The sequence below is a fragment of the Synechococcus sp. PCC 7502 genome (assembly GCF_000317085.1).
Lineage (GTDB): Bacteria > Cyanobacteriota > Cyanobacteriia > Pseudanabaenales > Pseudanabaenaceae > PCC-7502.
The window spans coordinates 2,709,906-2,731,510 of sequence record NC_019702.1; the positions used below are offsets into that span (position 1 = coordinate 2,709,906).

Annotated in this window: 29 protein-coding genes and 2 pseudogenes; 14 read left to right on the top strand and 17 right to left on the bottom strand. The window is 40.3% G+C overall.

The genetic code is table 11. The annotated features are described in order from the left end of the window. The first annotated feature begins 361 nt into the window (after nt 1-361). The 3 genes from SYN7502_RS21435 (at nt 362) to SYN7502_RS19010 (ending at nt 1,658) form a co-directional block, all read left to right on the top strand. A complete protein-coding gene (locus tag SYN7502_RS21435) occupies nt 362-1,069 on the top strand; it encodes an IS982 family transposase (protein ID WP_371257772.1) in 708 nt (235 codons plus the stop codon). 1 nt (nt 1,070) lies between these two features. Continuing rightward, nucleotides 1,071-1,388 carry an ATP-binding cassette domain-containing protein gene (locus tag SYN7502_RS21440; RefSeq protein WP_041429488.1) on the top strand — a complete coding sequence of 106 codons (318 nt, stop codon included), beginning with the start codon at nt 1,071-1,073 and terminating at the stop codon, nt 1,386-1,388. Between the two features lie 90 nt (nt 1,389-1,478). Next, nucleotides 1,479-1,658 carry an IS5 family transposase gene (locus tag SYN7502_RS19010; protein WP_071880371.1) on the top strand — a complete coding sequence of 60 codons (180 nt, stop codon included), beginning with the start codon at nt 1,479-1,481 and terminating at the stop codon, nt 1,656-1,658. On the opposite strand, the gene SYN7502_RS20685 is transcribed toward SYN7502_RS19010, so the two are convergent. The 3 genes from SYN7502_RS20685 to SYN7502_RS20695 are packed head-to-tail and all read right to left on the bottom strand — an operon-like array spanning nt 1,638 to nt 2,705. Beyond that, nucleotides 1,638-2,204, bottom strand: a complete 567-nt coding sequence (locus SYN7502_RS20685; RefSeq protein WP_015167904.1) for an IS630 family transposase — start codon at nt 2,202-2,204, stop codon at nt 1,638-1,640. The genes SYN7502_RS19010 and SYN7502_RS20685 overlap by 21 nt on opposite strands. After that, nucleotides 2,182-2,421 carry a winged helix-turn-helix domain-containing protein gene (locus tag SYN7502_RS20690; RefSeq protein ID WP_210391291.1) on the bottom strand — a complete coding sequence of 80 codons (240 nt, stop codon included), beginning with the start codon at nt 2,419-2,421 and terminating at the stop codon, nt 2,182-2,184. Before SYN7502_RS20690 ends, SYN7502_RS20685 begins: the two co-directional genes overlap by 23 nt. Further along, a complete protein-coding gene (locus SYN7502_RS20695) occupies nt 2,418-2,705 on the bottom strand; it encodes a helix-turn-helix domain-containing protein (RefSeq protein ID WP_210391292.1) in 288 nt (95 codons plus the stop codon). The genes SYN7502_RS20690 and SYN7502_RS20695 overlap by 4 nt, the downstream gene beginning before the upstream one ends. Between SYN7502_RS20695 and SYN7502_RS19835 the strand changes: the two genes are divergently transcribed. The 4 genes and pseudogenes from SYN7502_RS19835 to SYN7502_RS21445 form a co-directional block, all read left to right on the top strand. Continuing rightward, on the top strand, nt 2,689-2,934 hold the full coding sequence (locus SYN7502_RS19835) for a transposase (protein WP_144050221.1): 246 nt from the start codon (nt 2,689-2,691) through the stop codon (nt 2,932-2,934). The genes SYN7502_RS20695 and SYN7502_RS19835 overlap by 17 nt on opposite strands. Next, nucleotides 2,888-3,472, top strand: a complete 585-nt coding sequence (locus tag SYN7502_RS13515) for a transposase (protein ID WP_371257773.1) — start codon at nt 2,888-2,890, stop codon at nt 3,470-3,472. Before SYN7502_RS19835 ends, SYN7502_RS13515 begins: the two co-directional genes overlap by 47 nt. A gap of 305 nt (nt 3,473-3,777) precedes the next feature. Then, nucleotides 3,778-4,050 (top strand): hypothetical protein, encoded by a 273-nt coding sequence (locus SYN7502_RS13520; protein ID WP_041429490.1) that lies wholly within the window; start codon nt 3,778-3,780, stop codon nt 4,048-4,050. Nucleotides 4,051-4,101: 51 nt separating this feature from the next. After that, a pseudogene (locus SYN7502_RS21445) lies at nt 4,102-4,242 on the top strand (hypothetical protein); the annotation flags it as partial. Between the two features lie 51 nt (nt 4,243-4,293). Here SYN7502_RS21445 and SYN7502_RS13525 read toward each other — a convergent pair. The 4 genes from SYN7502_RS13525 to SYN7502_RS19025 form a co-directional block, all read right to left on the bottom strand. After that, on the bottom strand, nt 4,294-4,527 hold the full coding sequence (locus tag SYN7502_RS13525; RefSeq protein ID WP_015169342.1) for an RNA-binding S4 domain-containing protein: 234 nt from the start codon (nt 4,525-4,527) through the stop codon (nt 4,294-4,296). Next, nucleotides 4,520-4,882 carry a cupin domain-containing protein gene (locus tag SYN7502_RS13530; RefSeq protein WP_015169343.1) on the bottom strand — a complete coding sequence of 121 codons (363 nt, stop codon included), beginning with the start codon at nt 4,880-4,882 and terminating at the stop codon, nt 4,520-4,522. The genes SYN7502_RS13525 and SYN7502_RS13530 overlap by 8 nt, the downstream gene beginning before the upstream one ends. Nucleotides 4,883-5,099: 217 nt before the next feature. Beyond that, nucleotides 5,100-5,570 carry a transposase gene (locus SYN7502_RS13535; RefSeq protein WP_371257774.1) on the bottom strand — a complete coding sequence of 157 codons (471 nt, stop codon included), beginning with the start codon at nt 5,568-5,570 and terminating at the stop codon, nt 5,100-5,102. Further along, nucleotides 5,524-5,835 (bottom strand): transposase, encoded by a 312-nt coding sequence (locus SYN7502_RS19025; protein WP_071880372.1) that lies wholly within the window; start codon nt 5,833-5,835, stop codon nt 5,524-5,526. The genes SYN7502_RS13535 and SYN7502_RS19025 overlap by 47 nt, the downstream gene beginning before the upstream one ends. A gap of 101 nt (nt 5,836-5,936) precedes the next feature. On the opposite strand from SYN7502_RS19025, the gene SYN7502_RS18415 reads away from it, so the two are divergent. Together SYN7502_RS18415 and SYN7502_RS20700 are read left to right on the top strand one after the other, a co-directional pair. After that, nucleotides 5,937-6,269 carry a hypothetical protein gene (locus SYN7502_RS18415; protein WP_051023633.1) on the top strand — a complete coding sequence of 111 codons (333 nt, stop codon included), beginning with the start codon at nt 5,937-5,939 and terminating at the stop codon, nt 6,267-6,269. A gap of 5 nt (nt 6,270-6,274) precedes the next feature. Next, nucleotides 6,275-6,493: a hypothetical protein gene (locus SYN7502_RS20700; RefSeq protein ID WP_051023634.1), complete on the top strand. Its 219-nt coding sequence runs from the start codon at nt 6,275-6,277 to the stop codon at nt 6,491-6,493. A 224-nt stretch (nt 6,494-6,717) separates the two neighbouring features. On the opposite strand, the pseudogene SYN7502_RS13545 reads toward SYN7502_RS20700, so the two are convergent. After that, nucleotides 6,718-7,721, bottom strand: a pseudogene (locus SYN7502_RS13545) (IS701 family transposase). A 93-nt stretch (nt 7,722-7,814) separates the two neighbouring features. Here SYN7502_RS13545 and SYN7502_RS20245 point away from each other — a divergent pair. Next, complete coding sequence (locus SYN7502_RS20245) at nt 7,815-7,958, top strand: hypothetical protein (RefSeq protein ID WP_015169344.1); 144 nt, start codon at nt 7,815-7,817, stop codon at nt 7,956-7,958. Nucleotides 7,959-7,969: 11 nt separating this feature from the next. Here the strand turns inward: SYN7502_RS20245 and SYN7502_RS13550 are convergent, their stop codons facing one another. The 6 genes from SYN7502_RS13550 to recF all read right to left on the bottom strand — a co-directional run bounded on the left by SYN7502_RS13550 (nt 7,970) and on the right by recF (nt 12,596). Continuing rightward, a complete protein-coding gene (locus SYN7502_RS13550; protein ID WP_015169345.1) occupies nt 7,970-8,434 on the bottom strand; it encodes a VOC family protein in 465 nt (154 codons plus the stop codon). 7 nt (nt 8,435-8,441) lie between these two features. Beyond that, the gene (gene purF, locus SYN7502_RS13555) at nt 8,442-9,893 is read right to left on the bottom strand and encodes an amidophosphoribosyltransferase (protein WP_015169346.1); all 1,452 of its coding nucleotides are present in this window, start codon (nt 9,891-9,893) and stop codon (nt 8,442-8,444) included. A 119-nt stretch (nt 9,894-10,012) separates the two neighbouring features. Continuing rightward, nucleotides 10,013-10,510: a diacylglycerol kinase gene (locus SYN7502_RS13560; protein ID WP_015169347.1), complete on the bottom strand. Its 498-nt coding sequence runs from the start codon at nt 10,508-10,510 to the stop codon at nt 10,013-10,015. A gap of 79 nt (nt 10,511-10,589) precedes the next feature. Beyond that, nucleotides 10,590-11,066, bottom strand: coding sequence for an rRNA maturation RNase YbeY (gene ybeY / locus SYN7502_RS13565; protein ID WP_246829000.1), 477 nt, complete (start codon nt 11,064-11,066; stop codon nt 10,590-10,592). 226 nt (nt 11,067-11,292) lie between these two features. Then, nucleotides 11,293-11,460: a DUF3285 domain-containing protein gene (locus SYN7502_RS19030; RefSeq protein ID WP_015169349.1), complete on the bottom strand. Its 168-nt coding sequence runs from the start codon at nt 11,458-11,460 to the stop codon at nt 11,293-11,295. A gap of 14 nt (nt 11,461-11,474) precedes the next feature. After that, nucleotides 11,475-12,596 carry a DNA replication/repair protein RecF gene (gene recF / locus SYN7502_RS13570; protein ID WP_015169350.1) on the bottom strand — a complete coding sequence of 374 codons (1,122 nt, stop codon included), beginning with the start codon at nt 12,594-12,596 and terminating at the stop codon, nt 11,475-11,477. Between the two features lie 138 nt (nt 12,597-12,734). Here recF and SYN7502_RS13575 point away from each other — a divergent pair, with 138 nt between their 5' ends. Beyond that, nucleotides 12,735-13,451, top strand: a complete 717-nt coding sequence (locus tag SYN7502_RS13575; protein WP_015169351.1) for a hypothetical protein — start codon at nt 12,735-12,737, stop codon at nt 13,449-13,451. Nucleotides 13,452-13,468: 17 nt separating this feature from the next. Here the strand turns inward: SYN7502_RS13575 and SYN7502_RS13580 are convergent, their stop codons facing one another. Continuing rightward, on the bottom strand, nt 13,469-15,613 hold the full coding sequence (locus SYN7502_RS13580; RefSeq protein ID WP_015169352.1) for a lytic transglycosylase domain-containing protein: 2,145 nt from the start codon (nt 15,611-15,613) through the stop codon (nt 13,469-13,471). 264 nt (nt 15,614-15,877) lie between these two features. Between SYN7502_RS13580 and SYN7502_RS13585 the strand changes: the two genes are divergently transcribed. The 3 genes from SYN7502_RS13585 (at nt 15,878) to SYN7502_RS13595 (ending at nt 18,844) form a co-directional block, all read left to right on the top strand. Beyond that, nucleotides 15,878-17,119 carry an aspartate aminotransferase family protein gene (locus tag SYN7502_RS13585; protein ID WP_015169353.1) on the top strand — a complete coding sequence of 414 codons (1,242 nt, stop codon included), beginning with the start codon at nt 15,878-15,880 and terminating at the stop codon, nt 17,117-17,119. A 68-nt stretch (nt 17,120-17,187) separates the two neighbouring features. Then, the gene (locus SYN7502_RS13590) at nt 17,188-17,838 is read left to right on the top strand and encodes a Uma2 family endonuclease (RefSeq protein ID WP_015169354.1); all 651 of its coding nucleotides are present in this window, start codon (nt 17,188-17,190) and stop codon (nt 17,836-17,838) included. 220 nt (nt 17,839-18,058) lie between these two features. Next, complete coding sequence (locus SYN7502_RS13595; RefSeq protein ID WP_015169355.1) at nt 18,059-18,844, top strand: hypothetical protein; 786 nt, start codon at nt 18,059-18,061, stop codon at nt 18,842-18,844. Nucleotides 18,845-18,854: 10 nt separating this feature from the next. Here the strand turns inward: SYN7502_RS13595 and SYN7502_RS13600 are convergent, their stop codons facing one another. Then, nucleotides 18,855-19,235 carry an STAS domain-containing protein gene (locus SYN7502_RS13600; protein WP_015169356.1) on the bottom strand — a complete coding sequence of 127 codons (381 nt, stop codon included), beginning with the start codon at nt 19,233-19,235 and terminating at the stop codon, nt 18,855-18,857. A gap of 25 nt (nt 19,236-19,260) precedes the next feature. Next, entirely contained in the window at nt 19,261-21,504 is a 2,244-nt protein-coding gene (locus tag SYN7502_RS13605) for an ATP-binding SpoIIE family protein phosphatase (protein ID WP_015169357.1), read from the bottom strand. Nucleotides 21,505-21,605 lie beyond the last annotated feature (101 nt).

Below are 21,605 nucleotides of genomic sequence, written 5' to 3' on the forward strand. Positions count from 1 at the left end.
AGCATTGCTACTGTTAATATAACAGGTGTATATATCTACTGTGAATCCTTAGTGAGTTAATTAGACTCTTGGTTATTATTAGGCAATCAATACCCCAAGATAAACATCACACATGATCAATAGGATTCACGGTACCCATTAGCAGCAATCACCGATAAGCAAAAACGATCACAATAATAAATTTCTTTCAGCATCTATACTCCATACAAGCCCTTCTAACCTTTGAGCATAGGTATAAACCCTTTACCTGAACTGGTTGGCTTCCAATTGATAGTCTGAATTAAATAACCCAAGTTGCTACCTAATAGCTGAGGGAAAGAAATCTGCTACAAAGGAAAAGATGCAAGTAGCAGCAAGAAAAATGAATGATGAAATTATAGCGATTTATTGCTTATGCGATGACATTCTAAGAGCAATGAATCATCGTGGTGATCGACAACAAGAAATGAGTGATGGCGAAGTAATGACCACCGCTATAGTTGCCACTATGTATTTTTGTAGAAATTACGAGAGGGCAAGAAAATATTTATCAGAACTACAATACATCCCCAAAATGCTTAGCCGAAGTCGCTTCAACCGCAGACTATATCGAGTTGAGCAAATGCTGTTGATATTGTTTGAAGCGTTGGGGCAAACATGGAAACAACTAAACACGGAATGGGTTTACAGCATTGATAGTTTTCCCATACCTGTCTGTGCCAATATCCGCATTCCAAGGTCAAAAATCTATGATGGCAAACAAGAGTATCGAGGCTATCAAGCCAGCAAGAGAAGATACTTTTATGGTATTAAAATTCATCTGATGGTGACGGAGTCAGGAGAGCCTGTGGAATTTTTTCTAACTAATGGTTCATTTGCTGATGTTAAGGGCTTGAGAGTATTTCCATTTGATTTACCTGAAGGCTCTGTGGTCTATGCAGATAGAGCTTACAACGATTATGAGATTGAGGATTTGTTGCTTGAAGCCGAAAATATCCAGCTCTCAGCTATGCGAAAAAGCAACTCAACTCGACCTCTTGCTGGTTATGTTCAGTTTCTTCAACACCATAGTTGGCGAGAGAGGAGTTAGAATGTCGGGAGGACAAAGACAAAGACTAGGAATTGCTAGGGCTTTATTAGTGGAGCCAGATGTTTTGATCTTTGATGAGGCAACGTCAAGTTTAGATTATGAATCCGAACGAGCAATTCAGCTAGCAATGAGCCAATTACAAGGGACAAGAACCATGATTATTATTGCCCATCGCCTGAGTACAGTGCGGGAGGCTGATAAAATTGTGGTACTAGATCAGGGCAAAATTGCAGAAGTGGGAAGCCATCAGGCACTTCTAGCCCAAAATGGTATTTATCACCGCCTGCACTCTCTTCAGGAATCCCCAAGTTTTATCTAAATCTTTTAGAGCCTACTTAAGAACCCATTTAATAAAGCATATAGAGCCTGTTTCATATCTATTATGAGCAAGATTTATGATGCTTAGAAAATGCTAAATCCATACTCAAGTAGCCTAACAGATAAAGAATGGGAAATTATAGAACCATTGCTCCCAAAGAAAAAGCAAACTAGACCGCCAACTTGGACAAAAAGACAAATTTTAGACGGCATACTCTACCAACTCAAAAACGGTTGTAATACCAAATCGTTAAATACGAGCTACAGATAAAGCCTCTAAAATATAATCCCACCCAACAATCGAAGCAATTACCTCTTGAGTCATAACTTCTAACCTTTCCCGCATTAATGCACGCAACTGGTCAAGATCTTTTGGCAGTTTCCACCTCAACCCTAATTTGAAATGCTGCCACACTCTTTCAATGGGATTAGTCTCAGGTGCATGGGCAGGCTGAAATAGCAAAATAATATTTTTAGGAATCTTTAACCGTTTTGCTCTGTGTGCTCCTGCTTGATCCACTTGCATAACGATGATGTCACCTTGAAAATATGCGCTTACTAAGTTCAGAAATACTTGGAAGCATTCACTATTAAGGTGAGTAAATTCATAGAAAAAGCTTTCCCCTGTTGATGGTTCTACAATTCGATAGAGGTAAGTTGCCTTAAACTGCCACTGAACTTTACCTTTGGGTTTGACTCCTCTTGCTGTGATCTTCCTTCCACTAATTGTCTTTAACCCAATTCGTGTTTCATCTTGACAAAAGAATCTCACTTTGCCATTTAGTCCGATTATATTAATGCCGAACCAGGCAATCATGCTTATAATACTGGCAAGGTTTTTTATATGCTTCTACTTGCTCTTCTGACTTTCCTGCACTGACTGGACGTGTCACTTTCGGTCTGGCTTTCAGCCGATATCGGACTAGATGATGCACAGTTTTATAGTTTGATTTGATTCCTAATTGGTTCTCTAACCATTGGCAGATCTGCCCATAACTTTCAAAGCCTTCTGCTTCTTCCAGCTTTTTTATCAATGCTTTCTGCGCCCATTGTGGAATACTCTGTTTTCGCCCTGTTCTAGGTTTAGTCCTAATAGTCCTACTATTCCCCCTTTGCGATAATTCCCTAACCAATCTTGCAATGTAACTCGATGCCGTCCCAGTATTGTCGATGCTGTCTGGATTGTGCTTGCTTGTTTTGTTTTTAACAGATACAGCATCTGAATTCTTTCTTTATCTGATGCGGTCTTTTGCACTCTCAGCATATGTTTTAGCTCTTCTTCACTTTCTTTGATCTCTAATTTGTATACTCCTGCCATTTTTTTCTTTGAACTCGGTTTATATATTTATACCATCTGTAGCCTATACTCTTCGATTTGGTATAATTGGCGAGATATGCCCCGAGACTTACCACCATTCTCTACAGTCTATCGATACTACAAGGAGTGGAAAGATACAGATACATTTACTGCGATTATGGAAGCTTTGCATGCAACAGCCCGTGAACAGTCAAAAAAAATCAAAATGGACAACTTTAATCATCATTGACTCACAAGCAGTGAAAAATACCTGTAATGCAAGTATAGAATCCAAGGGCTTCTGCTCCTACAAAGCAACTAACGGGATCAAAAGACATTTAGCCGTTGACACTCTGGGATTTCCTTTCTTTACCTATTTAACAAGAGCAAATGTATCAGATGACCAAGGACTGATTGAGATGTTAACGATTAACATTGATTACTTCAAATCGAAACCAGATGACATTCCGCTAACTACGATATTGCTGGATAGTGGTTATCATATCGAAAAACTGACGACTGATTTACAGAAGGTTTATCCTGAGATTATGACTAAGATTAGGTTTGAAATTTCTCCTAAGGTATCAAAGCAGCAGAAGGCAGAAAAAGGTCTGTCTGGGTTTGTAGTTGTGCCGACAAGGTGGGTAATTGAAAGGTCAAATGCTTGGGTTGAAAGATGCAAAATCTTAGTTAAGAACTTTGAGAGAACTCTCGTTAATGCTACAGCTAAACTCAATCTTTGCTTTATTCGTTTGATGCTAAAAAGAATTGCTACTCATGAGATATGAAACAGGCTCTATACTTGTCTTTAATCCGCATAATGCTCAGAAATTTGTCCCCCATGAATTCTTAAATGGGTTCTTAAGCTGCTTGTCTACTGCATTTTAGCTTTATACTACCATTTGTAGATGTCAAATGGACTCTATATCGCTTGTGCCATGCTGATGTGCAATCACCTCAAACGTTTAGCTTTTCATGTTGGTAAAGCTATCCATCAACTTATGTTTGTAATTGGCGTTGCAGAGTTTAGTATGAACCAAATATTGTTTAAAGGCTAGGAATAATATCCAGCATAAGCTTTAATTTCTAAGGTTTGTATATTTCATACCTATATCTGCAACGCCTTTTTTATCATATTGATACTCAGATTGGAAATGAAATTTTTACAAGAGTAGATACAGAAATTATCAAACTCCTCATTGATTCAGGCTCTGACATTTTATTTGATTCGGAAATTAACGGACTAAAACAAAAAACAATTTTTTCAGGACTTACGTATGCTTTATATTCTAAAAATCTCTCTCCAGAAGAGGTAATCAGTCTTTTACTAGATTCCATCCCAAATATTGAAGATCGTAACTACTAGGGTGGTCGTTTATTATCGTTTCTTTGTTCTTATTATACCTATGACTGTTTAAAGATGCTTTTGTTTCTTATCTCTAAGGGTGTAGAAGTTAATGCTAGAAATGAATATGGAAAAACTGCTTTAACTTATACCATAGGTAATAGAAATCAAGTGGCTATCAAAATTCTTCTTGATATAGGTGCTACTGAATAGATTCTCATTGATAATAAAAAGCCTTTCTAGCTAACTACAAGTAGAAGCAAGTCAAGCCGAAGCAGTAATTACATTAATCTCAAAGTCCCAACCTGTAACTTTAAATCCAGCATAAATCTTACAGGTTTTGCGCAGTTCGGTGATCCCATTTACCTCAATATGTCCTTGGGCAATCAGATGCTTCGCCGCACCTCCACTATGGGTAATCCCGCAAACTTTAAGGAGATCGCACAGGGCAATATGTTCGCTACTTAAGGTAAATACTTGGTTAAATATTTCAGACATATACGGTTTCATCTTCTTTACGCCATGCGGGATCAACTATACAGATAAAGACTAGAGGTTCAGTCCCAATATTTGTAATAAATTGCTTGGCATAGGGTGGAATATAAATGGCATCACCCGCTTCTACTGTTTTATTCTCATTATCAATGTGCATTTCTCCCACACCACTTAAGATATAGTACACCTCAGAAGTAGTTAAAGCATGGGCTTGGGAAGTTTGACTTACAGGCAGAATGGCATGGGCAAGGCTATAACGTAATCTTACTGCTTGTTTGTCAGGGTGCAATAATTCTCTCAAAATCGTGCGATCTCCCCCCAGAAATTCAGTACAGTCAAAAAGTTTACGGATTAGCATTCTATTATTTAAGCAAAGTTGCTAGTTTCAAAGATAAAGAAATACTGCTACAAAATTAAAAAGTAGATTTGCAGCAGTAAATAAATGAATGACAAGATTATAGCTATATAGAGCCTGTTTCATATCTCATGAGTAGCAATTCTTTTTAGCATCAAGCGAATAAAGCAAAGATTGAGTTTAGCTGTAGCATTAACGAGAGTTCTCTCAAAGTTCTTAACTAAGATTTTGCATCTTTCAACCCAAGTACCCACCTTGTCGGCACAACTACAAACCCAGACAGACCTTTTTCTGCCTTCTGTTGCTTTGATACCTTAGGAGAAATTTCAAACCTAATCTTAGTCATAATCTCAGGATAAACCTTCTGTAAATCAGTCGTCAATTTTTCGATATGATAACCACTATCCAGCAATATCGTAGTTAGGGTAATGTCATCTGGCTTCGATTTGAAGTAATCAATGTTAATCGTTAACATCTCAATCAGTCCTTGGTCATCTGATACATTTGCTCTTGTTAAATAGGTAAAGAAAGGAAATCCCAGAGTGTCAACGGCTAAATGTCTTTTGATCCCGTTAGTTGCTTTGTAGGAGCAGAAGCCCTTGGATTCTATACTTGCATTACAGGTATTTTTCACTGCTTGTGAGTCAATGATGATTAAAGTTGTCCATTTTGATTTTTTTTGACTGTTCACGGGCTGTTGCATGTAAAGCTTCCATAATCGCAGTAAATGTATCTGTATCTTTCCACTCCTTGTAGTATCGATACACTGTAGAGAATGGTGGTAAGTCTCGGGGCATATCTCGCCAATTACAACCGTTTTTAAGTTGGTAGAGTATGCCGTCTAAAATTTGTCTTTTTGTCCAAGTTGGCGGTCTAGTTTGCTTTTTCTTTGGGAGCAATGGTTCTATAATTTCCCATTCTTTATCTGTTAGGCTACTTGAGTATGGATTTAGCATTTTCTAAGCATCATAAATCTTGCTCATAATAAATATGAAACAGGCTCTATATTGCCTGTGTGATGATTTACTAAGGTCACTACAGTAATCCCCAACAAAAAATGAGCGATGCAAAAGAAATGACTACAGCAAACATTGCAGGAATATCTTTTGGCGGAAATATAGAGAAAGCCAGAGAATTATTAGATACCCCGAATTTAATACCTAAAATGCTAAGCCGTAGTCGGTTTAATCGGAGATTACATAAGCTAGAACTGATAGTATTTTTAGAAACTTTAGTTAAATATTGGTCATGCTTAAATGCCGAGTCAATCTACAGTATTGATAGTTTTCCAATTCCAGTATGTGACAATATTCAGATTTCTAGGTCAAGGATGTACAAAGATGAAAGCTACAGAGGTTTTCAAGCCAATATTTCTACGGAGTCAAAGTAAATTTAATGGTCACAGAAAAAGTTGAACCTATTGAGTTCTTTATCTCTCCTGGGGGATTTGCCGATGATAAGGCTCTTCAAGTATTTAATTTTGATTTACCCGCAGGCAGTGTCGTCTATGCAGACTACTATGAGTTTGAAGATGCACACTACTTGAGGATGGCAAAATTCACCTGTCTGCGATGTGAAAATAAACTCTATCAGACCTGTACCTGCTTGTGTTAGGTATATTCAGAATGCTAACTAAATCAATTCATGCTCTCACGGCTAAGGGATTTGAGCTTAAAGCTATGCTCTTTGTCCTTGCTCTTAGCGTTAATCTATGGGTAGCAACTTAGGTTATTTATCATTTTGGATTCCCCAATTCTATTTACCTTCTCCTGCATTCCAAGATTACACAACTTTTGATAGGCGTGTTTTTCCACTATGCACTGTTTTAAAGTTAAGACTTAGGCAAGATTCATAGGAATAGAAGGATTTATGAGTTGAGATTTTAAATAATTACAAACATAAGTTGATGGATAGCTTTACCAACATGAAAAGCTAAACGCTTGAGCTGATTCCATACCAGCATGGCACAAGCAATATGATTACGCTGAATTCTAGACTTACGGCATTGGCAAGCCTCAACACCAGTCAATTGTTTGAATTCATGATGAAATTCCTCAATCTTCCACCTGAGGTCGCAAATAGCTAGTACTTCAGGGGTGTAGTCTTGAGTTAAGTCGTTGGTCACGACAAATTCTGTCCTGCTTGGAGAAACAGTGACCCAGAATAGGTTCCCCTTCTTATCTTTGGGGAATTTATTGATTTTGACCAATTTTCCCTGCAACAGTTCCTGTTCAGACCAATCCAATTGGTCAATCCGTTTATATTTTTCCACTCCACCAGAATCATCGACCAGACGGTTCGATTTTAGTGGACAGTAATAAATTTTACCGATATTATCAATTTCTGCCATCAACCGTTGTGTAGCATACCAACTATCCATCAGCACCGTCTGAAATGGTAATTGTTTGATATTGATCAACCCTTTAAGCATATCGGACACATGATCTAATTTACTCTTGCCATCACCATTTGGGTCATAAACCCGATAGTCTACTACCCAAAATTCTTGCCGTTTGACATTTACATACACACAGTTTACCAGTCTGATTCCATGTGCGTTGCCACTGTATTCTCTTTGTGCCATCTCAATCTGCTTGGCATGACGTTTATCTAATACTGTGTCGTCAAACAGTATGTACATATACTCGGCTTCGTCTGACACAATTGTTAATTTCACATTCTGCCATAGCAATCTCGGTGTTAATCTCTGGGATGCCAAATATCGGTTGATCTTGTCATGGCTATGTCCTTCTATATGTTCTGCTAAATTCGTGATTGTGTAGTTTATCTGACTACTTAGCAAGTACTGACAATAATCTAGGGTAGTAAACTTTTTTGACATTGCTCTCCCTCAAATCATTCTTCCTTTTTAACTCATTTCCTCTTTTGCGTAAGTCCTATCAATGTCGAAATAAAAATATCAAAGGTAAAAACTATGGCTCAGCAACTAAAAAGATGGGAGTCTCCTCGCAACGAAGGTAGAAACTCCAAAGGAAAAGGTGGCTCCGCCCGTCAGCGTCAGCTAAGGAAAAAATTTCAAACCCTGCGTCAAAAGCTTAAGGAAGGGAATAGTTCTTAGGAACTAATAAATTAATAAATGTGCTGCACGGTTGGCACTTGAGTTACTGCTAGATCACCTACTTGATGAAAAGCAGTTTCACCAAAGATTGCTGACTCAAATTTATAGTGTTTGAACTCCAAAATATTGCCAGAAAGATCGGTCAAGAAAAAAGTACGATGTTCAAGTGGTGTATCCGCAAATCTAATCTTGGGCTGTTGATAGAACTTGAGTCTTTTATCATGGACTTTTTCCAGTAATGCCAGCCAACTACTTTCCGATTGAAACACCAAACCAAAGTGACGCGGATAGATGCACGTTTGGTTATTTGGTAATTCATTCACGACATGTGCCACCAGTTGATGTCCATACAAGCTTAAAATTAGCGAAGAATTTGATTCCCTACCTGCTAAACAGCCTAAACCATCCACATAAAAAGCCTTGGTACTGGGAATATCAATTACAGGAAAGGCAAGGTGAAATAGAACTTTACTCATAGGTAACTTATAGTTGGGGTTCAAGGATAAGTTTGGTGCGTTTCAAGCGATCAGGAATTGGGATTGGGTAATCACCACTAAAACAGGCAGAGCAAAAATTACCTGTATTGACATTGGTCTCTTTAAGCATACTCTCTCGTGTTAGGTATGCCAAAGAATCTACATTGATAATTTTAGCGATCGCTGCCACAGATTTGGTAGCTGCAATTAATTGATCTTGGGAGTCGGTATCAATACCATAAAAACAAGGATGGGTTACAGGCGGTGAGGAAATTCGCATATGTACCTCCGTTGCCCCTGCATCTCGAAGAGCTTGAACTAACTTACGGCTAGTTGTACCCCGCACAATCGAATCGTCAATGACAATGACCCGTTTACCTGATAGCACATCTTTCAATGGATTGAGTTTCATCCGAATTCCAGATTCTCGCATTGCCTGAGTTGGCTGAATAAAAGTGCGACCAACATAGCGATTTTTAATTAACCCTTCGGCATAGGGAATTCCAGAAACTTGAGAGTAGCCGATCGCTGCAGGAATCCCTGAATCTGGTACACCAATTACTAAGTCCGCATCTACTGCCGATTCTATAGCTAGTGCCTTACCTAAACGCATACGGTAGCTATACAAACTTTCCCCATTCATAACGCTATCGGGACGGGCAAAGTAAATCATTTCAAATACGCAGAGCTTAGGTAGTGCTTCAATTAGCCACTGATGGGAAGTTAGCCCTGATTTGTCAATCCATACTAATTCTCCAGCATTTACGTCCCGAACATATTGAGCTCCAATAATATCTAAGCCACAGGTTTCAGAGGACAATACATAACTACCATCCTCAGTCTGTCCAATTACTAGAGGACGAATCCCATAACCATCCCTAGCCCCAATAATTCCCTCAGATGTAGCCATGACAAGACTGAATGCCCCTTGACATCGGCGGAGGGCAGTTGTGATCCCACCAATCCAGTTTTCCCCATTATTTACAGCTTCGGCGATCGCAAAGGCAATACCCTCAGAATCTGAACTAGAACTTAACTCATGTCCCTGTGCTAGCAGTTCGTCACGGAGGTTTGCAGTATTTACTAGATTACCGTTATGGGCAAGAGCTAAACTACCTAGACGGGTAGGGACAACCACCGGCTGAGCATTGGCAATTTTACTAGAGCCAGTTGTAGAATAACGATTATGCCCGATCGCTATATTCCCAGGTAGAGTATTAAGATTTTTTTCGTTAAATATTTGTGAAACCAAGCCCATATCCTTATGGGTGTAAGAAGTTCCATCGCTATCAAAGCTAGTGATCCCCGCCGATTCTTGTCCTCGGTGTTGAAGGGCGTAAAGACCAAAGTAGGTAAGTTTAGCAACATTTTCAGCTTGGAGTGAAAAGACACCAAACACACCACAGGCTTCTTCTGGAGAATCGGGTGGTTCATCGAAGGTAAGACAGGATTCAGTCATGTAGCTTCCGAAATATTAGGCTTATTATACTATCCTATTGTGATCGTAAATTAACCGCAAATTAACTGGAGATTAAATGTAAACCAAGGGCAGGTCTAGTTTAATTCTGGGTAGAAACTTCAAACAAAATCTAAGGAATTGCCTAAACCTATAATCAATCCTACTAGCGGTGGTACTAATAAAACCAGGGCTACCCCCAGAGCAACTATAGACGCAACTAGAACGGCACCAGCAGCACAGTCTTTAGCTATTTTTGCCAAGGGATCATATTTTTGTCCTAGGGTTAAATCCACCACCGACTCGAGGGCTGTATTAATCAACTCCATTCCTAGCACCGCACCGATAGTTAGGCTAATTACGGCTAAATTAATCGCAGGTAATTGCAAACACAGGCTTAGCAGCAAGGCAATAGAACCAATGATGGTATGAATCCGAAAATTTCTTTGGCTTTTAAAGGCATAGGACAATCCCTGCCAAGCAAAATTAAAGCTCGCCCATAGACTCGTAGATACCTGTAGGGAGTGATTGCGCTCAGGCTGCTCTAAAACATTCTTAAGTTCAGTACTTATAGTGCCGATATTCAAGGAAGTGCGCTCGTGATATTGAGATTTGTTCATATTTTTCTCCTACTCCTGTCAATAAACCCATAGACTAAAAAAAGATGTAGATGTTCATTTAGGTTTGCTAATGTTTTTATTAGTGATTTTTAGCAATGGCGATCGCCTCCAGTAATAAATCTTGTTCCGCCAGCATACTAGCAAGGCTTTCAGCATCTGGATGATCCCAACCTAAAAGATGTAAAAAGCCGTGGGCGGCTAGCCACACTAATTCCCAATTAGTTGAATGTCCCCGCTCTAATGCTTGATTGATAGCAGTAGGGACAGAGATAACAATATCCCCCAAATACACTGGTTCCAAGTTCATGGCTAAGGCTGGTACGTCAGTCTCTAGGGCAGCAAATGCTAAAACATCTGTGGGACGATCTTGGAAACGATATTGGCGGTTTAAAGCCTGAATTGACCGATCATCGGTAAGTAATAACGAAGCTTCGTAGTCTGTTGAGGTAATTTCCACCTTGGGGGTAAGCAGATTTAGCCATACCTGAAACCAATATTGCCAAGGCTGAATGTCTATGGAGTCTAGTGCATCTAGTTGGGCGATCTCTGGGTTCAGTTCTACGTTAAGTTCGATATTTAATTTAGTATTTACAGAGTTAGTCAAAGCTGTGAGTCCAAGCTAGAGAGCTTCAAATTAATTGATTATTGATTATTCAGGGATACTAACTGATTTCCTTACTTAGCTGAATTGCCAAGTCTTAGATTATCAAGTTTAAATAAGTATTAAGGATATTAGGTCTAATAACTGTGATGGTTGGTACAGACGCAGGTGATTGTGATCACTAGCGAAATACTACGGCTAAAGCAACTAGGACAGCAATTAATCCCACACTAGTTAAGAGAAAGTGAAATATAGAAGTGCCACGCTTTTTGACCATATTCCGCATTGCCAATTTGACGTAACTGGGTGCCGGAGTAACTGGAGTGGGGGAGTCTGGTTCAATATTCATAGAATTTGCGGTTTTTAATCAAGCTTGACACTACCATTTTCTACCTGCAAAATTTGGGCTGAATTTAGCCAACCGCCATCAAAGACACTGAGGTGAGTACTAGTAATAATGGTTTGGACTCGATCTCCGATCGCATTCAGTAAACAATTTTGCCTTTGCAGGTCTAATTCAGCCAAAACATCATCTAGAAGCAGTAAAGGAGGTTCACCAATCACGGATTCTATAAGTTCTAGCTCCGCTAATTTTAACGCAAGTACCAATGTCCTTTGTTGTCCTTGGGAGCCATATTCCTTGGCGGGAGTGTGATTAATCCTCAAACTCACCTCGTCTCGATGCGGTCCAACTAGACTTGTACCCTGCTGCTGCTCGGAGATCGCTTTGCCCTGAAGTTGCTCTAAAAATGCTGCTTGGATTGACTCTACAGGATCGGCATCATTAAATTCAAATTTAGGCGTATAAACAATATCCACCCATTCCTGTCCACCGCTAATACTATTGTGCCAAGTTCGAGCCAGTGGTGTCAGCCTTTGGATTAACCGCGAGCGCCGCCGCATCAATCTTGTCCCCGTGGTCACTAGTTGGGTATTCCATGCTGTCAATTGTTCGGGATCATTAGCTAATTTGCCTTGGCGTATGCCTTTGAGTAGGGCATTGCGTTGGCGTAAAATTTGGTTGTATTGCTGCAAAAAGCTTAAATACACTGGCTCTAGCTGAATTAACACATTATCGAGCCAATCTCGACGGCATTCGGGGCTGCCCCGTACTAATTCTAGATCAAGGCTGGAAAAATATACAGCGTTAACATGCCCTAAAAATTCCAGATGACGGCTGAGGTTCACCCCATTGAGAATTAAACTCCGTCTGCCTTCTTGACGTAAGCGCATTACCATTTCTACTTCAAAGAGCGATCGCTGGCAAATAGCTTTAATTTCCGCACTAACTTCACCATCTTTAACTAAATCTCGATCTCGGCTCACCCTTGGCGATCGCAGAGTTGAAAGCAGTTGGATCGCTTCTAAAAGGTTAGATTTTCCCTGAGCATTATTGCCCAAAATAATCGTTTTAGGTGCAGTAAACCTCACAACTTGGTCAACATAGTTACGAAATTGCTTGAGATAGAGTGTATTTATATGCACGGTAAATTTTTTTGAACTTTTGGTTATTTAAGTCACATACTTGGAATACTAAAGACTTTAGAGTAATAGACCAAGCTTTGAAAAATAAGGCTAAAAATCGAACTAAAAATTGAATACTATAAAGTCCTAATTAAGTCCATGCCCCCAACTCCCAAGACAGTCTTAATGTTGCAGCTAGATGAACAGCAAGGAAGAATCTGGGATGCTGCACTTCAATCTCAAGGTATCCAAGTTGACTGGCGACCTGCAAATGTTGATGTGGTTGAAATGTTGAAGACAATTGATGCTAAAGCTCTGCCAGACCTATTGATTATGGATATTGGGGTTAAGAGTCCTACTTCCAATAGTTTGCAGGTGGTACCAGTATGTCAATGGTGTCGAAGTTTAAGTACCCCACTTAAGGTCTTATTATTAAACTCTAACTCCAATCAAATTAAGGCATATGAAGAAAAATGGGCAACAGGAAAATGTGGAGCGATTGGAATTGTCCCTAAGCTAACTCAGGCTACCCTTGGCAGTACGATAGGTTTAGTGAGCAGCATCCTTTCTAGAACCCTAAAACAAGAATCCCTAGATGAAGTGGCTCTGTTAATTGCTGATATTTACACCGAAAACCTAGAGTTTGAAATTACCAAAATTAAAAACGAGATCGCCGCATCTGCTCCACCTGAGATCACTCCCAAAGCCACACCTGTAGTAACCTATCGAGGGGCTGCCATTGATACTCCTAAACCAGAAGAATCTCTATCCGATACCAGAATTCAACCCCCCTCTGAAACTACCCCTGTTCCTGAGGCACCTAAACCCAAGGTCACTACTTACCGAGGCGTAAAGGTAAAAAAAATACAGTGGTAAAAAGCATTTATAAAAAGCTAAGAGGCGCTAGTTTGGGTAATCTGTTGTTGGATCTGCGGCGAATATAAACGTAAATAATTCCAGTAATTTCCCAACACGCGCTCAACATAGCCTTTGGTTTCATCGTAGGGAATCCGTTGCACAAATTCATCGGGATCGATCGCTCCCCAAGCATTAACCCATTGTTGCACCCTACCTGGACCAGCATTATAACTGGCTACAGCAAGCATAGTGTTATCACCAAATTTACGATGGGTGTAGTCTAAATACCATGTGCCGAATTCCACATTTTGGGCGGGATTATTTAAAGAATAATTAGGTGATTTCTTTTTACTACTGATCCATGCGCCTGTATCAGGCATGATTTGCATTAACCCAATTGCTCCCGAACTTGAGACAATTTGAGATTCAAATCTAGATTCTTGACGGATTAAACCAACGACCAAAGCGACTGGCAGATTATTAGAACTTGACCACTGCGTAATTTGCTCCCAGTAGGGTAAGGGATAGAGGCTTTGCCTAAACGTTGGTTGTTGCAGAATTTGCTTGATTTCCGCTTTTTCTTGGGCAGTAACATCTAGCCAATACATACTTTCAATTTGCCGCAGTCCCCGTAAATTATCATTTACCCCCACACGTAATACGCCATCTGTAAAAATGGCTTTGGCGGTCTTCAGTGATTTCCCCCTAGTTTCAAATTGCCAGCGATCGCTAGCGTCTTGATCCTGCCCTAATATGTATAGCTCTTGTAAAACTGCTGATCCTGCTGGAAGTGTCTGACGAAATTGGGGCTGATTAAGGGGCAAGCTCACATTGCGGAGAGTGGTAAAGTCGCCCACCTGCCAACCTAACTGTACTGCCGATCGCCAAGCAAAATAAGAATCGGGCTGCTTACTAATGACTGCCTGAAATAAGCGATTTGCCTTACTTTGATCCCCTAGGGACTTTGCCCATTTGCCTCCCCAATAACCAGCTTCTGCAGCAATTTCCGACTGCGGATTATTCGTAATAATCTTTTGACTTAGAGCGATCGCCCCTTGGTAATTTCGATTTTTAGCCAGTTGTTGAGCAGATCGCCAAGCTAGGATACCAGCCTCATTACTCTGGGGATAACGAGCCAGAATTAGGTTACGGGTAGTTGTGGCTTGATTGTTCCCTAGTTTTTCTAAAAGGTTAACTTTTTTGAGTAATCCCTCTGCCGCCGTATCGGGGTAAATGGTAACAAGGCGATCGCTCAGTCTATTCACTTCAGGTAATTCATTTTTAGCACTGGCAATGTCAATCATCCGTAATACTGCCCTAGGCGCAAGGGGATGGGTGGGAAATTGCTGAACTAACCGACTATAAATAGACTTGGCATCATTGGGGCGATTGGCACGTTGTAAACTCCGACCCCACAGGTATAAATTATCGGGATCAACCTCTGCCCCCGCATAGGCTAAATTGGCTTTACCATATTCCCTGCGTTCAAAATAGCCCTTAGCGATCGCCGACCACTGACTAGGATTAAGCCTACTTTTGTAAGTAGTAATTAACCGATTAAAGATGGGGACAATAGCTGGATCATCATTGAAATAGACCGCCATTTGGGTCAGCAGTTCAAAGCGATTGGGATTTTTAGCTAATTCTGTTTTTAAGATCGATCGCGATCGGGGATGGGAGGGAAATTTTGCCAATACCTCCGATGAACGCCCTAAAGCATTTAAAGCTTCAGCCGCAGCAAACCCTTGGGGATAGGTACTTAAAATTTGGTTCCAGCTATCCTTTGCCTGACTAGGGTTAATCATTGCCAAAGCTTGCGATCGCTTCCAACTAATATACTCAGCTAAAATTGGGTATTCCTGATCCAACCCGTTAAGTAAAGCCAAAGCTACTTGTGGGCGGCGATTAGCTAAGTAAATATTTGCTAAGACATAGCGACTCCGACTACGATCAAGGCTTAACTCCGAGGCCTGTGATCGCCGTTCCAATTCTAAAAGCCGTTGAGATACAGGCAAACCCGAAGCTAGATTAAAAGTTGGAGATTCTGGGGTAATGGTGGCAGCCTCAGAAATGTTAGTTTTAGTTACCTCAGGGGAATTGAAGGAATTATAAATTGACCAACCCCCAACTACTAAGGCTGCACTTGTAGCTAGAACTGACCATCGGATGATTTGCTTCATTGACCTGCTGCCTAAAGTGAATATTGATTAATTAGATTCTTGGGTGAATACAGATAGCCTAAGATTTTAGATTAAGCTTAACGCCTTAGACAAGAATATCCGAAATATTAAAATATAAGACTTTGGTTCTCAGGATACCCTTTCATATATTTATTAGCCCCAAAGTAACCAATCAAAATAGCTAAACCATATCTGAAGCAAAATATACACAAGGTTTATCAGTTTTAGTCATAATAGATAGAAACTACTAATTCTTGTGAGCCCATGACTGCCACCTTGTTACAATCTCTTGAAACCCCGATCGTAGATTCCGCTTCCGATTTTGATCGCTATGTTATGGATACCTACGCTCGTTTTCCGATCGCCCTGGAGCGTGGAGAGGGTTGTAAGGTTTGGGATACTAACGGCAAAGAATATCTAGACTTTGTAGCGGGAATTGCCACCTGTACCCTAGGGCATGCCCATCCAGCCATGATCAAAGCCGTAACCGAGCAGATGCAAAAATTGCATCACGTTTCTAATCTTTACTACCTAGCACCTCAAGGTGATTTAGCTAAATGGTTAGTCCAAAATTCCTGTGCGGATAAAGCCTTTTTCTGTAATTCTGGTGCAGAGGCAAACGAAGGCGCAATTAAACTTGCCCGTAAATATGCCCATACCAAGTTGGGTATTGAAGACCCTGTAATTTTAACCGCTAATGCTAGTTTCCACGGACGTACCCTTGCTACAATTACCGCTACTGGACAACCTAAGTACCAAAAGAATTTTGCGCCCTTAGTTCCAGGGTTTGATTATATTGACTATAACGATATTGCCGCCCTTGAAGCAGCAGTCACCAAGTATAAAGGCAGACTATGTGCAATTATGCTGGAGGCATTACAAGGAGAAGGTGGAGTTCGTCCGGGCGATCGCGCCTATTTCCAAAGAATTAGAGAAATCTGCGATGAACATAAAATCCTACTAATCCTCGATGAAGTCCAAGTGGGCATGGGACGCAGTGGCAAGCTCTGGGGCTACGAAAATTTAGGCATTCAACCCGATGTATTTACAACAGCTAAGGGTTTAGGTGGTGGGATTCCCATTGGGGCGATGCTTTGCAAGTCTAGTTGTGACGTGTTTGTTCCTGGCGATCACGCTAGTACCTTTGGTGGTAATCCCTTTGCCTGTCATGTGGCTTTAACTGTATGTCAAACCATTGTGGATGATAATTTGATTGCCAATGCCCGTGAGCGTGGTCAACAGCTAAAATCTGGCTTAGAAGCGATCGCTCAAAAATATCCCGATAAAATTGAAACCGTAAGAGGTTGGGGCTTAATTGTTGGTTTGGTAATTAAAGAATCTGCCAGCTTAACTTCCCGCGATATTGTCCAAGGTGCCATTGAGCGTGGCTTACTACTAGTGCCTGCTGGGTTAAAAGTCGCAAGATTCGTTCCGCCATTAATTGTTAGTGCTGAGGAAATTGATCAGGCGATCGCTGTGATCGATCAGGTTCTAGATTCTTTTTAATTCCCACTAAAGTTTTGTATTCTCGGCAGTGAGATAATAGAAATCAGCAAGTAATTCATTATTTAGTTATGACGATTGCGATCGCTCCTCCCGAACTAAATTTAAATATTCTCCACCAAGTCTGGACTCCTGCGTCGTGGGATAGTTTTTTAGCGATTTCAGAAAACCCTGATTACGACAAAGCTAAGTTTTATTACTATCACGGAAGTTACTTTTTAGAAATGGGAGTTGGATCAGATCACGCTTTTGATAACGATTTCGTTGGCTTTTTAATTAATCTCTATTGCATGATCCAAAAGATTCCTGTTAAAGGATTTACCAACTGTAGTTATCGCAAACAAGGAATCCAAGAATGCCAGCCTGATAGTTCCTATTATCTTGGAGATCATTACCCTAAAGGAAGTTCGGTCGTGAATCTCGATCTCGTACCGCCGCCAGATTTGGTAATTGAAATCGCTGACACCTCCATTAATTCAGACTTGGGCATTAAGCGTTTACTCTACGAAGAGATGGGAGTGAAAGAATATTGGGTTGTAGATGTCCAGAGTTTGAAAATCACGGCATTTCGGATTTTGGGTAATTTAGGCAGCGATCGCCTCAGCACATCCCAAGTTATAACTGGATTGCCTTTAGTTCTATTAGAAGAGGCACTGCAACGCAGTCGAGACAGTAATAACGCCCAAGTCGGGGCATGGTTTATGGAGCAGATAAAAACTTGATTATCTGTATTTAAGCCTAAACGTTACAAATATCACTAAAATACCGCTCTCGCAAGTAATTCTAAGGGTTATGGTTTTGCGATCGCCTCTTAAGTTATTTTAGAGAAGAAGTCAGGAAATTAAGGCGGTAAATGTATTAGCTGTTACTTTGAGATTTGTTAAGCAAAACTAGGATTAGTACAGCTATGTTTTAGCCCTAGTCGGGAAGTAACGAGGTTATATGAAAAAAATTATATATTTAATGTACAGCGACAATGAGCAGTTAAAGCTGTGGATGCAGTATTTATCCTCACCTGATCTAGAACTAGTTGTTGTTGAACCTGTTAATGATCTCGTTCAATTGCTAGAACAATTACCAATAGATAACTTGCCCAGTTTGATTTTACTGGATATGAGTATCCAATGTCCTAATAGCAATCTGTTACAAGCTAGTAAAGTTGGGCGATGGGTTAAGGAAAATCAATTATCGATCAAAATCATTTTGCAAACGGTACGTTCAGAAGCAGAAGTCACAACGGTTGAGCAACGGTGGGCAGAGAAGCAAGGAGCTTATTGTCTTTTACCAATGCTTAGCCCTAAAACCGCTAACTCTCAAGTTAGTCAGATTTATGAACACTTAAATCTAGTCATACCTGAAAGTATATCTGGGAAAATAGTTGACTCAATTCCTGATATGGGTACTGAAGAAGATTTAGATCATGAGAAGCTGTTGATTAGAGTCAAAGAGTTTTACGCTACTATCAATAAGTTTCAAGGGCTTTTACAAGTTAATAAGCAAACTATGGACACTTATGCTGCTTCTAAGCAAATTCGTACCCATCTTTCGGGTTTAGATAATGCTATTCAAGATTGTATTAGCGCCATCAGCTTAGATATCCAAAGGGAAAAACGGCGCAAGTTAGGAGAAAAATTTGCCCGACTCAACCGCAACTCCACTGGTATTAGGTCAGTACCGACAGGAATAAATAGCGGTAGATCGGCACTAATTGACTTTATGGTTGAATGATCAAATCTCCCTATACCTCTTCATCTTCGGCTTGAGATTGCATAACCGCAAGATAGGCATCTAACTCTTGGGTATTTACGAATACTTCGGACAGTGGTACAGCTTTGACAATATCAAATACCTTTTTAACCTGAGGGGAAAGATTTGTGAAAAATAACTTGCCACCCCTTGACTTCACAGCCTTACGAGTTTTAGCAAATATGCGTAACCCTGCACTAGAGACGTAGCTCAGTTTTTGTAAATCCAAAATTAGGATTTTAACTTCTGGACATGCTAGGTGACTTTGCACTGCTTTATCTAAGTCTGGGGAGGTAATAGTATCCAGTTCTCCATTCAAAGTTAGACAAACAGTCTGGGGATCAGCACTAGCAGTGTGAATTTGTAATGCCATAGTCTGTTAGATTGGGGTTGCTTGTCTAGGGTATTTTAGCAATAAGTTGGCAAACTGTGAGAATGTTCTTCCCATTTTCATGGATATAGTTCACTTTTTCCGATAGTTGCTGAACTAAGAAAAATCCTAATCCACCTTGCGATCGCCTATCGTCATCTCCATTTAAATCTGGGGCAGCTATTTCGGTAATCGGGTTAAAGGGTTTGCCGCCATCAATAAAAGTCATAGTTAAACGTTCGGCATCAAGCTCTAGTTGCAGATCAATATGTCCGCCTTGGGAGTTGGCATATCCATACTGAATAATATTGACAACTACTTCCTCCGCAATTAATTGAGCATCTTCAATGGATTCCATAGTTAATGCTGCGGCTGCTAAAATTTGACTCAAGTTTTGTCTTAATTTCTCTATGTCTGTTAACTCGCTATTAATACTAAGACTCCATTCCATAATATTTTCCTGCAAAAGAGGATGTAAGGGCAGATATTGCAAAACTAACAGGGTCATATCATCGGATTGGGGTGCTTCTCCCACAAAGCGATCGCAGAAATGCTGAACTGTACGAATGGTGCGGGTGGGATTAGAGGGAAGATGAAACTTAATAGTCTCGATCAAACGCTCATCGGTAAAAATTTCACCCTTAGAATTCATTGCTTCGGTAATGCCATCGGTATATAACAAAATTAAATCATTAGACTCTAATAAACATTCACTTTGTGTAAATATTGCATCTTCATATAGCCCAAGGGGAGAACCTGTGTCCAAATCTAGGCATGTAACCTGTTGATTTTTGATTAATAACGGCGCATCATGCCCTGCACTAGCATAAATAAACCTACCGCTATGCAGATCGAGAACACCACAAAATAGGGTGACAAATTGGCATTCATTATTATCCACACATAGCTCTCGATTGACGTTATGCAAAATTTCCGCAGGTGTACTAGAGGTTTTGGTTAATGCCCTAATCAAAGTGACTGTACATGCCATCATTAGAGCGGCGGGAAACCCTTTGCCAGCAACATCACCAATAATTAAACATAGGCGATCACTTCCCAATAAAAAGAAATCATAGAGATCACCTCCAACGATGCGGGCGGGTTTGAGTAAAGCGGAAATTTCGTAGGGAGCATTGGGAATACCCAGGATACTAGGTCGGGGTAGCATGGTGCGCTGAATCTCTGCCGCGAGGGTAATTTCACTTTCTAGTTTTTGTTTGGCAGCCGTGGTTTCTTGTAAATCTTGGATATGAGTAAGTAAAGAACTCTGCATGCGCCCAAAGGCTTGGGTTAGTCGGCCGACTTCATCAACGGATGTAACTGGGGGCAGTTTTGTGTCAAGATCGCCATGTGCCATCGCTTCCGTACTATCAATCAAAGCCCGCAAGGAACGGGTGGTAAGTCGGGAAATCATAGCAATAACCACCCACATTAATACCATATCCCTAGACATGGAGGCGATCGCCAACCAGAGATAATGCTGAAGGAAACGTTCTAATTCACTATTACTAAAAGCTACACCCACTTTCCAGTTTACAGATGGAACCTGCTGGGATATTTGCTTAAACAAATCATTCTGAGTCTTATTCTGAATCTGTGTGGTCGGCTTAACGATCCATTGGTTGGAGGGTGAGATCACAAAAGTTTCACCGAGTTTGAGAAAATTCACCTCATCAGGTTGGGTTAAGTACTTTTGCATTAAGGGGGTAATCCAATCTAGATTTACCTCCATAGCCAAAATGCCTGAAGTTATGGGAACGCAATAGGTAACACCTGATAACTGACTATTTAGTAAAGGATGGGGGGCTGTCCAATGGGGCTGTAGTTTATGCTCTTCTTTTTTATTAAAAAGACATTGGTTTTGCCACAATAACTGCTCTTGCTCGTTTAATTTGGTATATCCTTTTTGGCGTTGGTATTGCCATCCTAAGTTGTTAATATTATTAGTATTAATCAGAGCGATCGCCTGTACTTTAGGTTGATTATCTGCCAATACTTTTAGAGATTGACGAAGGTCATTATTTGATTTGATCTGGCTTAGGATTAAGGTACTGTGTTCAATTGCTTTTAGTTCGCCTTCAATTTCTTTGGTAATGGTATCAATCCGTGACTGGGCAATATCTAGCATCCACTTTTCCACAACACTTTGAATGATTAAGCGGGCGCTGGTGTAAGACAATCCATAAATAGCAATCGCCGCCACGACACAACCAAAGATTAAACGATAGGTAATACTTTTAAATTGGAATGAGGGAAAGGTAAATTTAGTCATCCTAATTTTAGTGTGAGCTTCTTAATAATCTTGTTTACTCAAAAGTTAGCGCAATATTTAGGCTCAAGTATTTTATTACGGTCAAGTCTAAATGGAATTAA

What these genes read in the sequence shown, in the direction of transcription:
- SYN7502_RS13575 (WP_015169351.1), top strand. Translation starts at nt 12,735, where the DNA reads ATGCCCCCAACTCCCAAGACAGTCTTAATGTTGCAGCTAGATGAACAG.
- purF (WP_015169346.1), bottom strand. Translation starts at nt 9,893, where the DNA reads ATGACTGAATCCTGTCTTACCTTCGATGAACCACCCGATTCTCCAGAA.
- SYN7502_RS20700 (WP_051023634.1), top strand. Translation starts at nt 6,275, where the DNA reads ATGGTCACAGAAAAAGTTGAACCTATTGAGTTCTTTATCTCTCCTGGG.
- SYN7502_RS13595 (WP_015169355.1), top strand. Translation starts at nt 18,059, where the DNA reads ATGAAAAAAATTATATATTTAATGTACAGCGACAATGAGCAGTTAAAG.
- SYN7502_RS13605 (WP_015169357.1), bottom strand. Translation starts at nt 21,504, where the DNA reads ATGACTAAATTTACCTTTCCCTCATTCCAATTTAAAAGTATTACCTAT.
- SYN7502_RS18415 (WP_051023633.1), top strand. Translation starts at nt 5,937, where the DNA reads ATGAGCGATGCAAAAGAAATGACTACAGCAAACATTGCAGGAATATCT.
- SYN7502_RS13525 (WP_015169342.1), bottom strand. Translation starts at nt 4,527, where the DNA reads ATGTCTGAAATATTTAACCAAGTATTTACCTTAAGTAGCGAACATATT.
- SYN7502_RS19010 (WP_071880371.1), top strand. Translation starts at nt 1,479, where the DNA reads ATGCTAAATCCATACTCAAGTAGCCTAACAGATAAAGAATGGGAAATT.
- SYN7502_RS20685 (WP_015167904.1), bottom strand. Translation starts at nt 2,204, where the DNA reads ATGATTGCCTGGTTCGGCATTAATATAATCGGACTAAATGGCAAAGTG.
- SYN7502_RS13550 (WP_015169345.1), bottom strand. Translation starts at nt 8,434, where the DNA reads ATGAGTAAAGTTCTATTTCACCTTGCCTTTCCTGTAATTGATATTCCC.
- SYN7502_RS13590 (WP_015169354.1), top strand. Translation starts at nt 17,188, where the DNA reads ATGACGATTGCGATCGCTCCTCCCGAACTAAATTTAAATATTCTCCAC.
- SYN7502_RS13600 (WP_015169356.1), bottom strand. Translation starts at nt 19,235, where the DNA reads ATGGCATTACAAATTCACACTGCTAGTGCTGATCCCCAGACTGTTTGT.
- SYN7502_RS19030 (WP_015169349.1), bottom strand. Translation starts at nt 11,460, where the DNA reads ATGAATATTGAACCAGACTCCCCCACTCCAGTTACTCCGGCACCCAGT.
- SYN7502_RS13560 (WP_015169347.1), bottom strand. Translation starts at nt 10,510, where the DNA reads ATGAACAAATCTCAATATCACGAGCGCACTTCCTTGAATATCGGCACT.
- SYN7502_RS19025 (WP_071880372.1), bottom strand. Translation starts at nt 5,835, where the DNA reads ATGCTAAATCCATACTCAAGTAGCCTAACAGATAAAGAATGGGAAATT.
- SYN7502_RS13585 (WP_015169353.1), top strand. Translation starts at nt 15,878, where the DNA reads ATGACTGCCACCTTGTTACAATCTCTTGAAACCCCGATCGTAGATTCC.
- SYN7502_RS20245 (WP_015169344.1), top strand. Translation starts at nt 7,815, where the DNA reads ATGGCTCAGCAACTAAAAAGATGGGAGTCTCCTCGCAACGAAGGTAGA.
- SYN7502_RS21435 (WP_371257772.1), top strand. Translation starts at nt 362, where the DNA reads ATGAATGATGAAATTATAGCGATTTATTGCTTATGCGATGACATTCTA.
- SYN7502_RS13530 (WP_015169343.1), bottom strand. Translation starts at nt 4,882, where the DNA reads ATGCTAATCCGTAAACTTTTTGACTGTACTGAATTTCTGGGGGGAGAT.
- SYN7502_RS21440 (WP_041429488.1), top strand. Translation starts at nt 1,071, where the DNA reads ATGTCGGGAGGACAAAGACAAAGACTAGGAATTGCTAGGGCTTTATTA.
- SYN7502_RS20695 (WP_210391292.1), bottom strand. Translation starts at nt 2,705, where the DNA reads ATGGCAGGAGTATACAAATTAGAGATCAAAGAAAGTGAAGAAGAGCTA.
- SYN7502_RS13580 (WP_015169352.1), bottom strand. Translation starts at nt 15,613, where the DNA reads ATGAAGCAAATCATCCGATGGTCAGTTCTAGCTACAAGTGCAGCCTTA.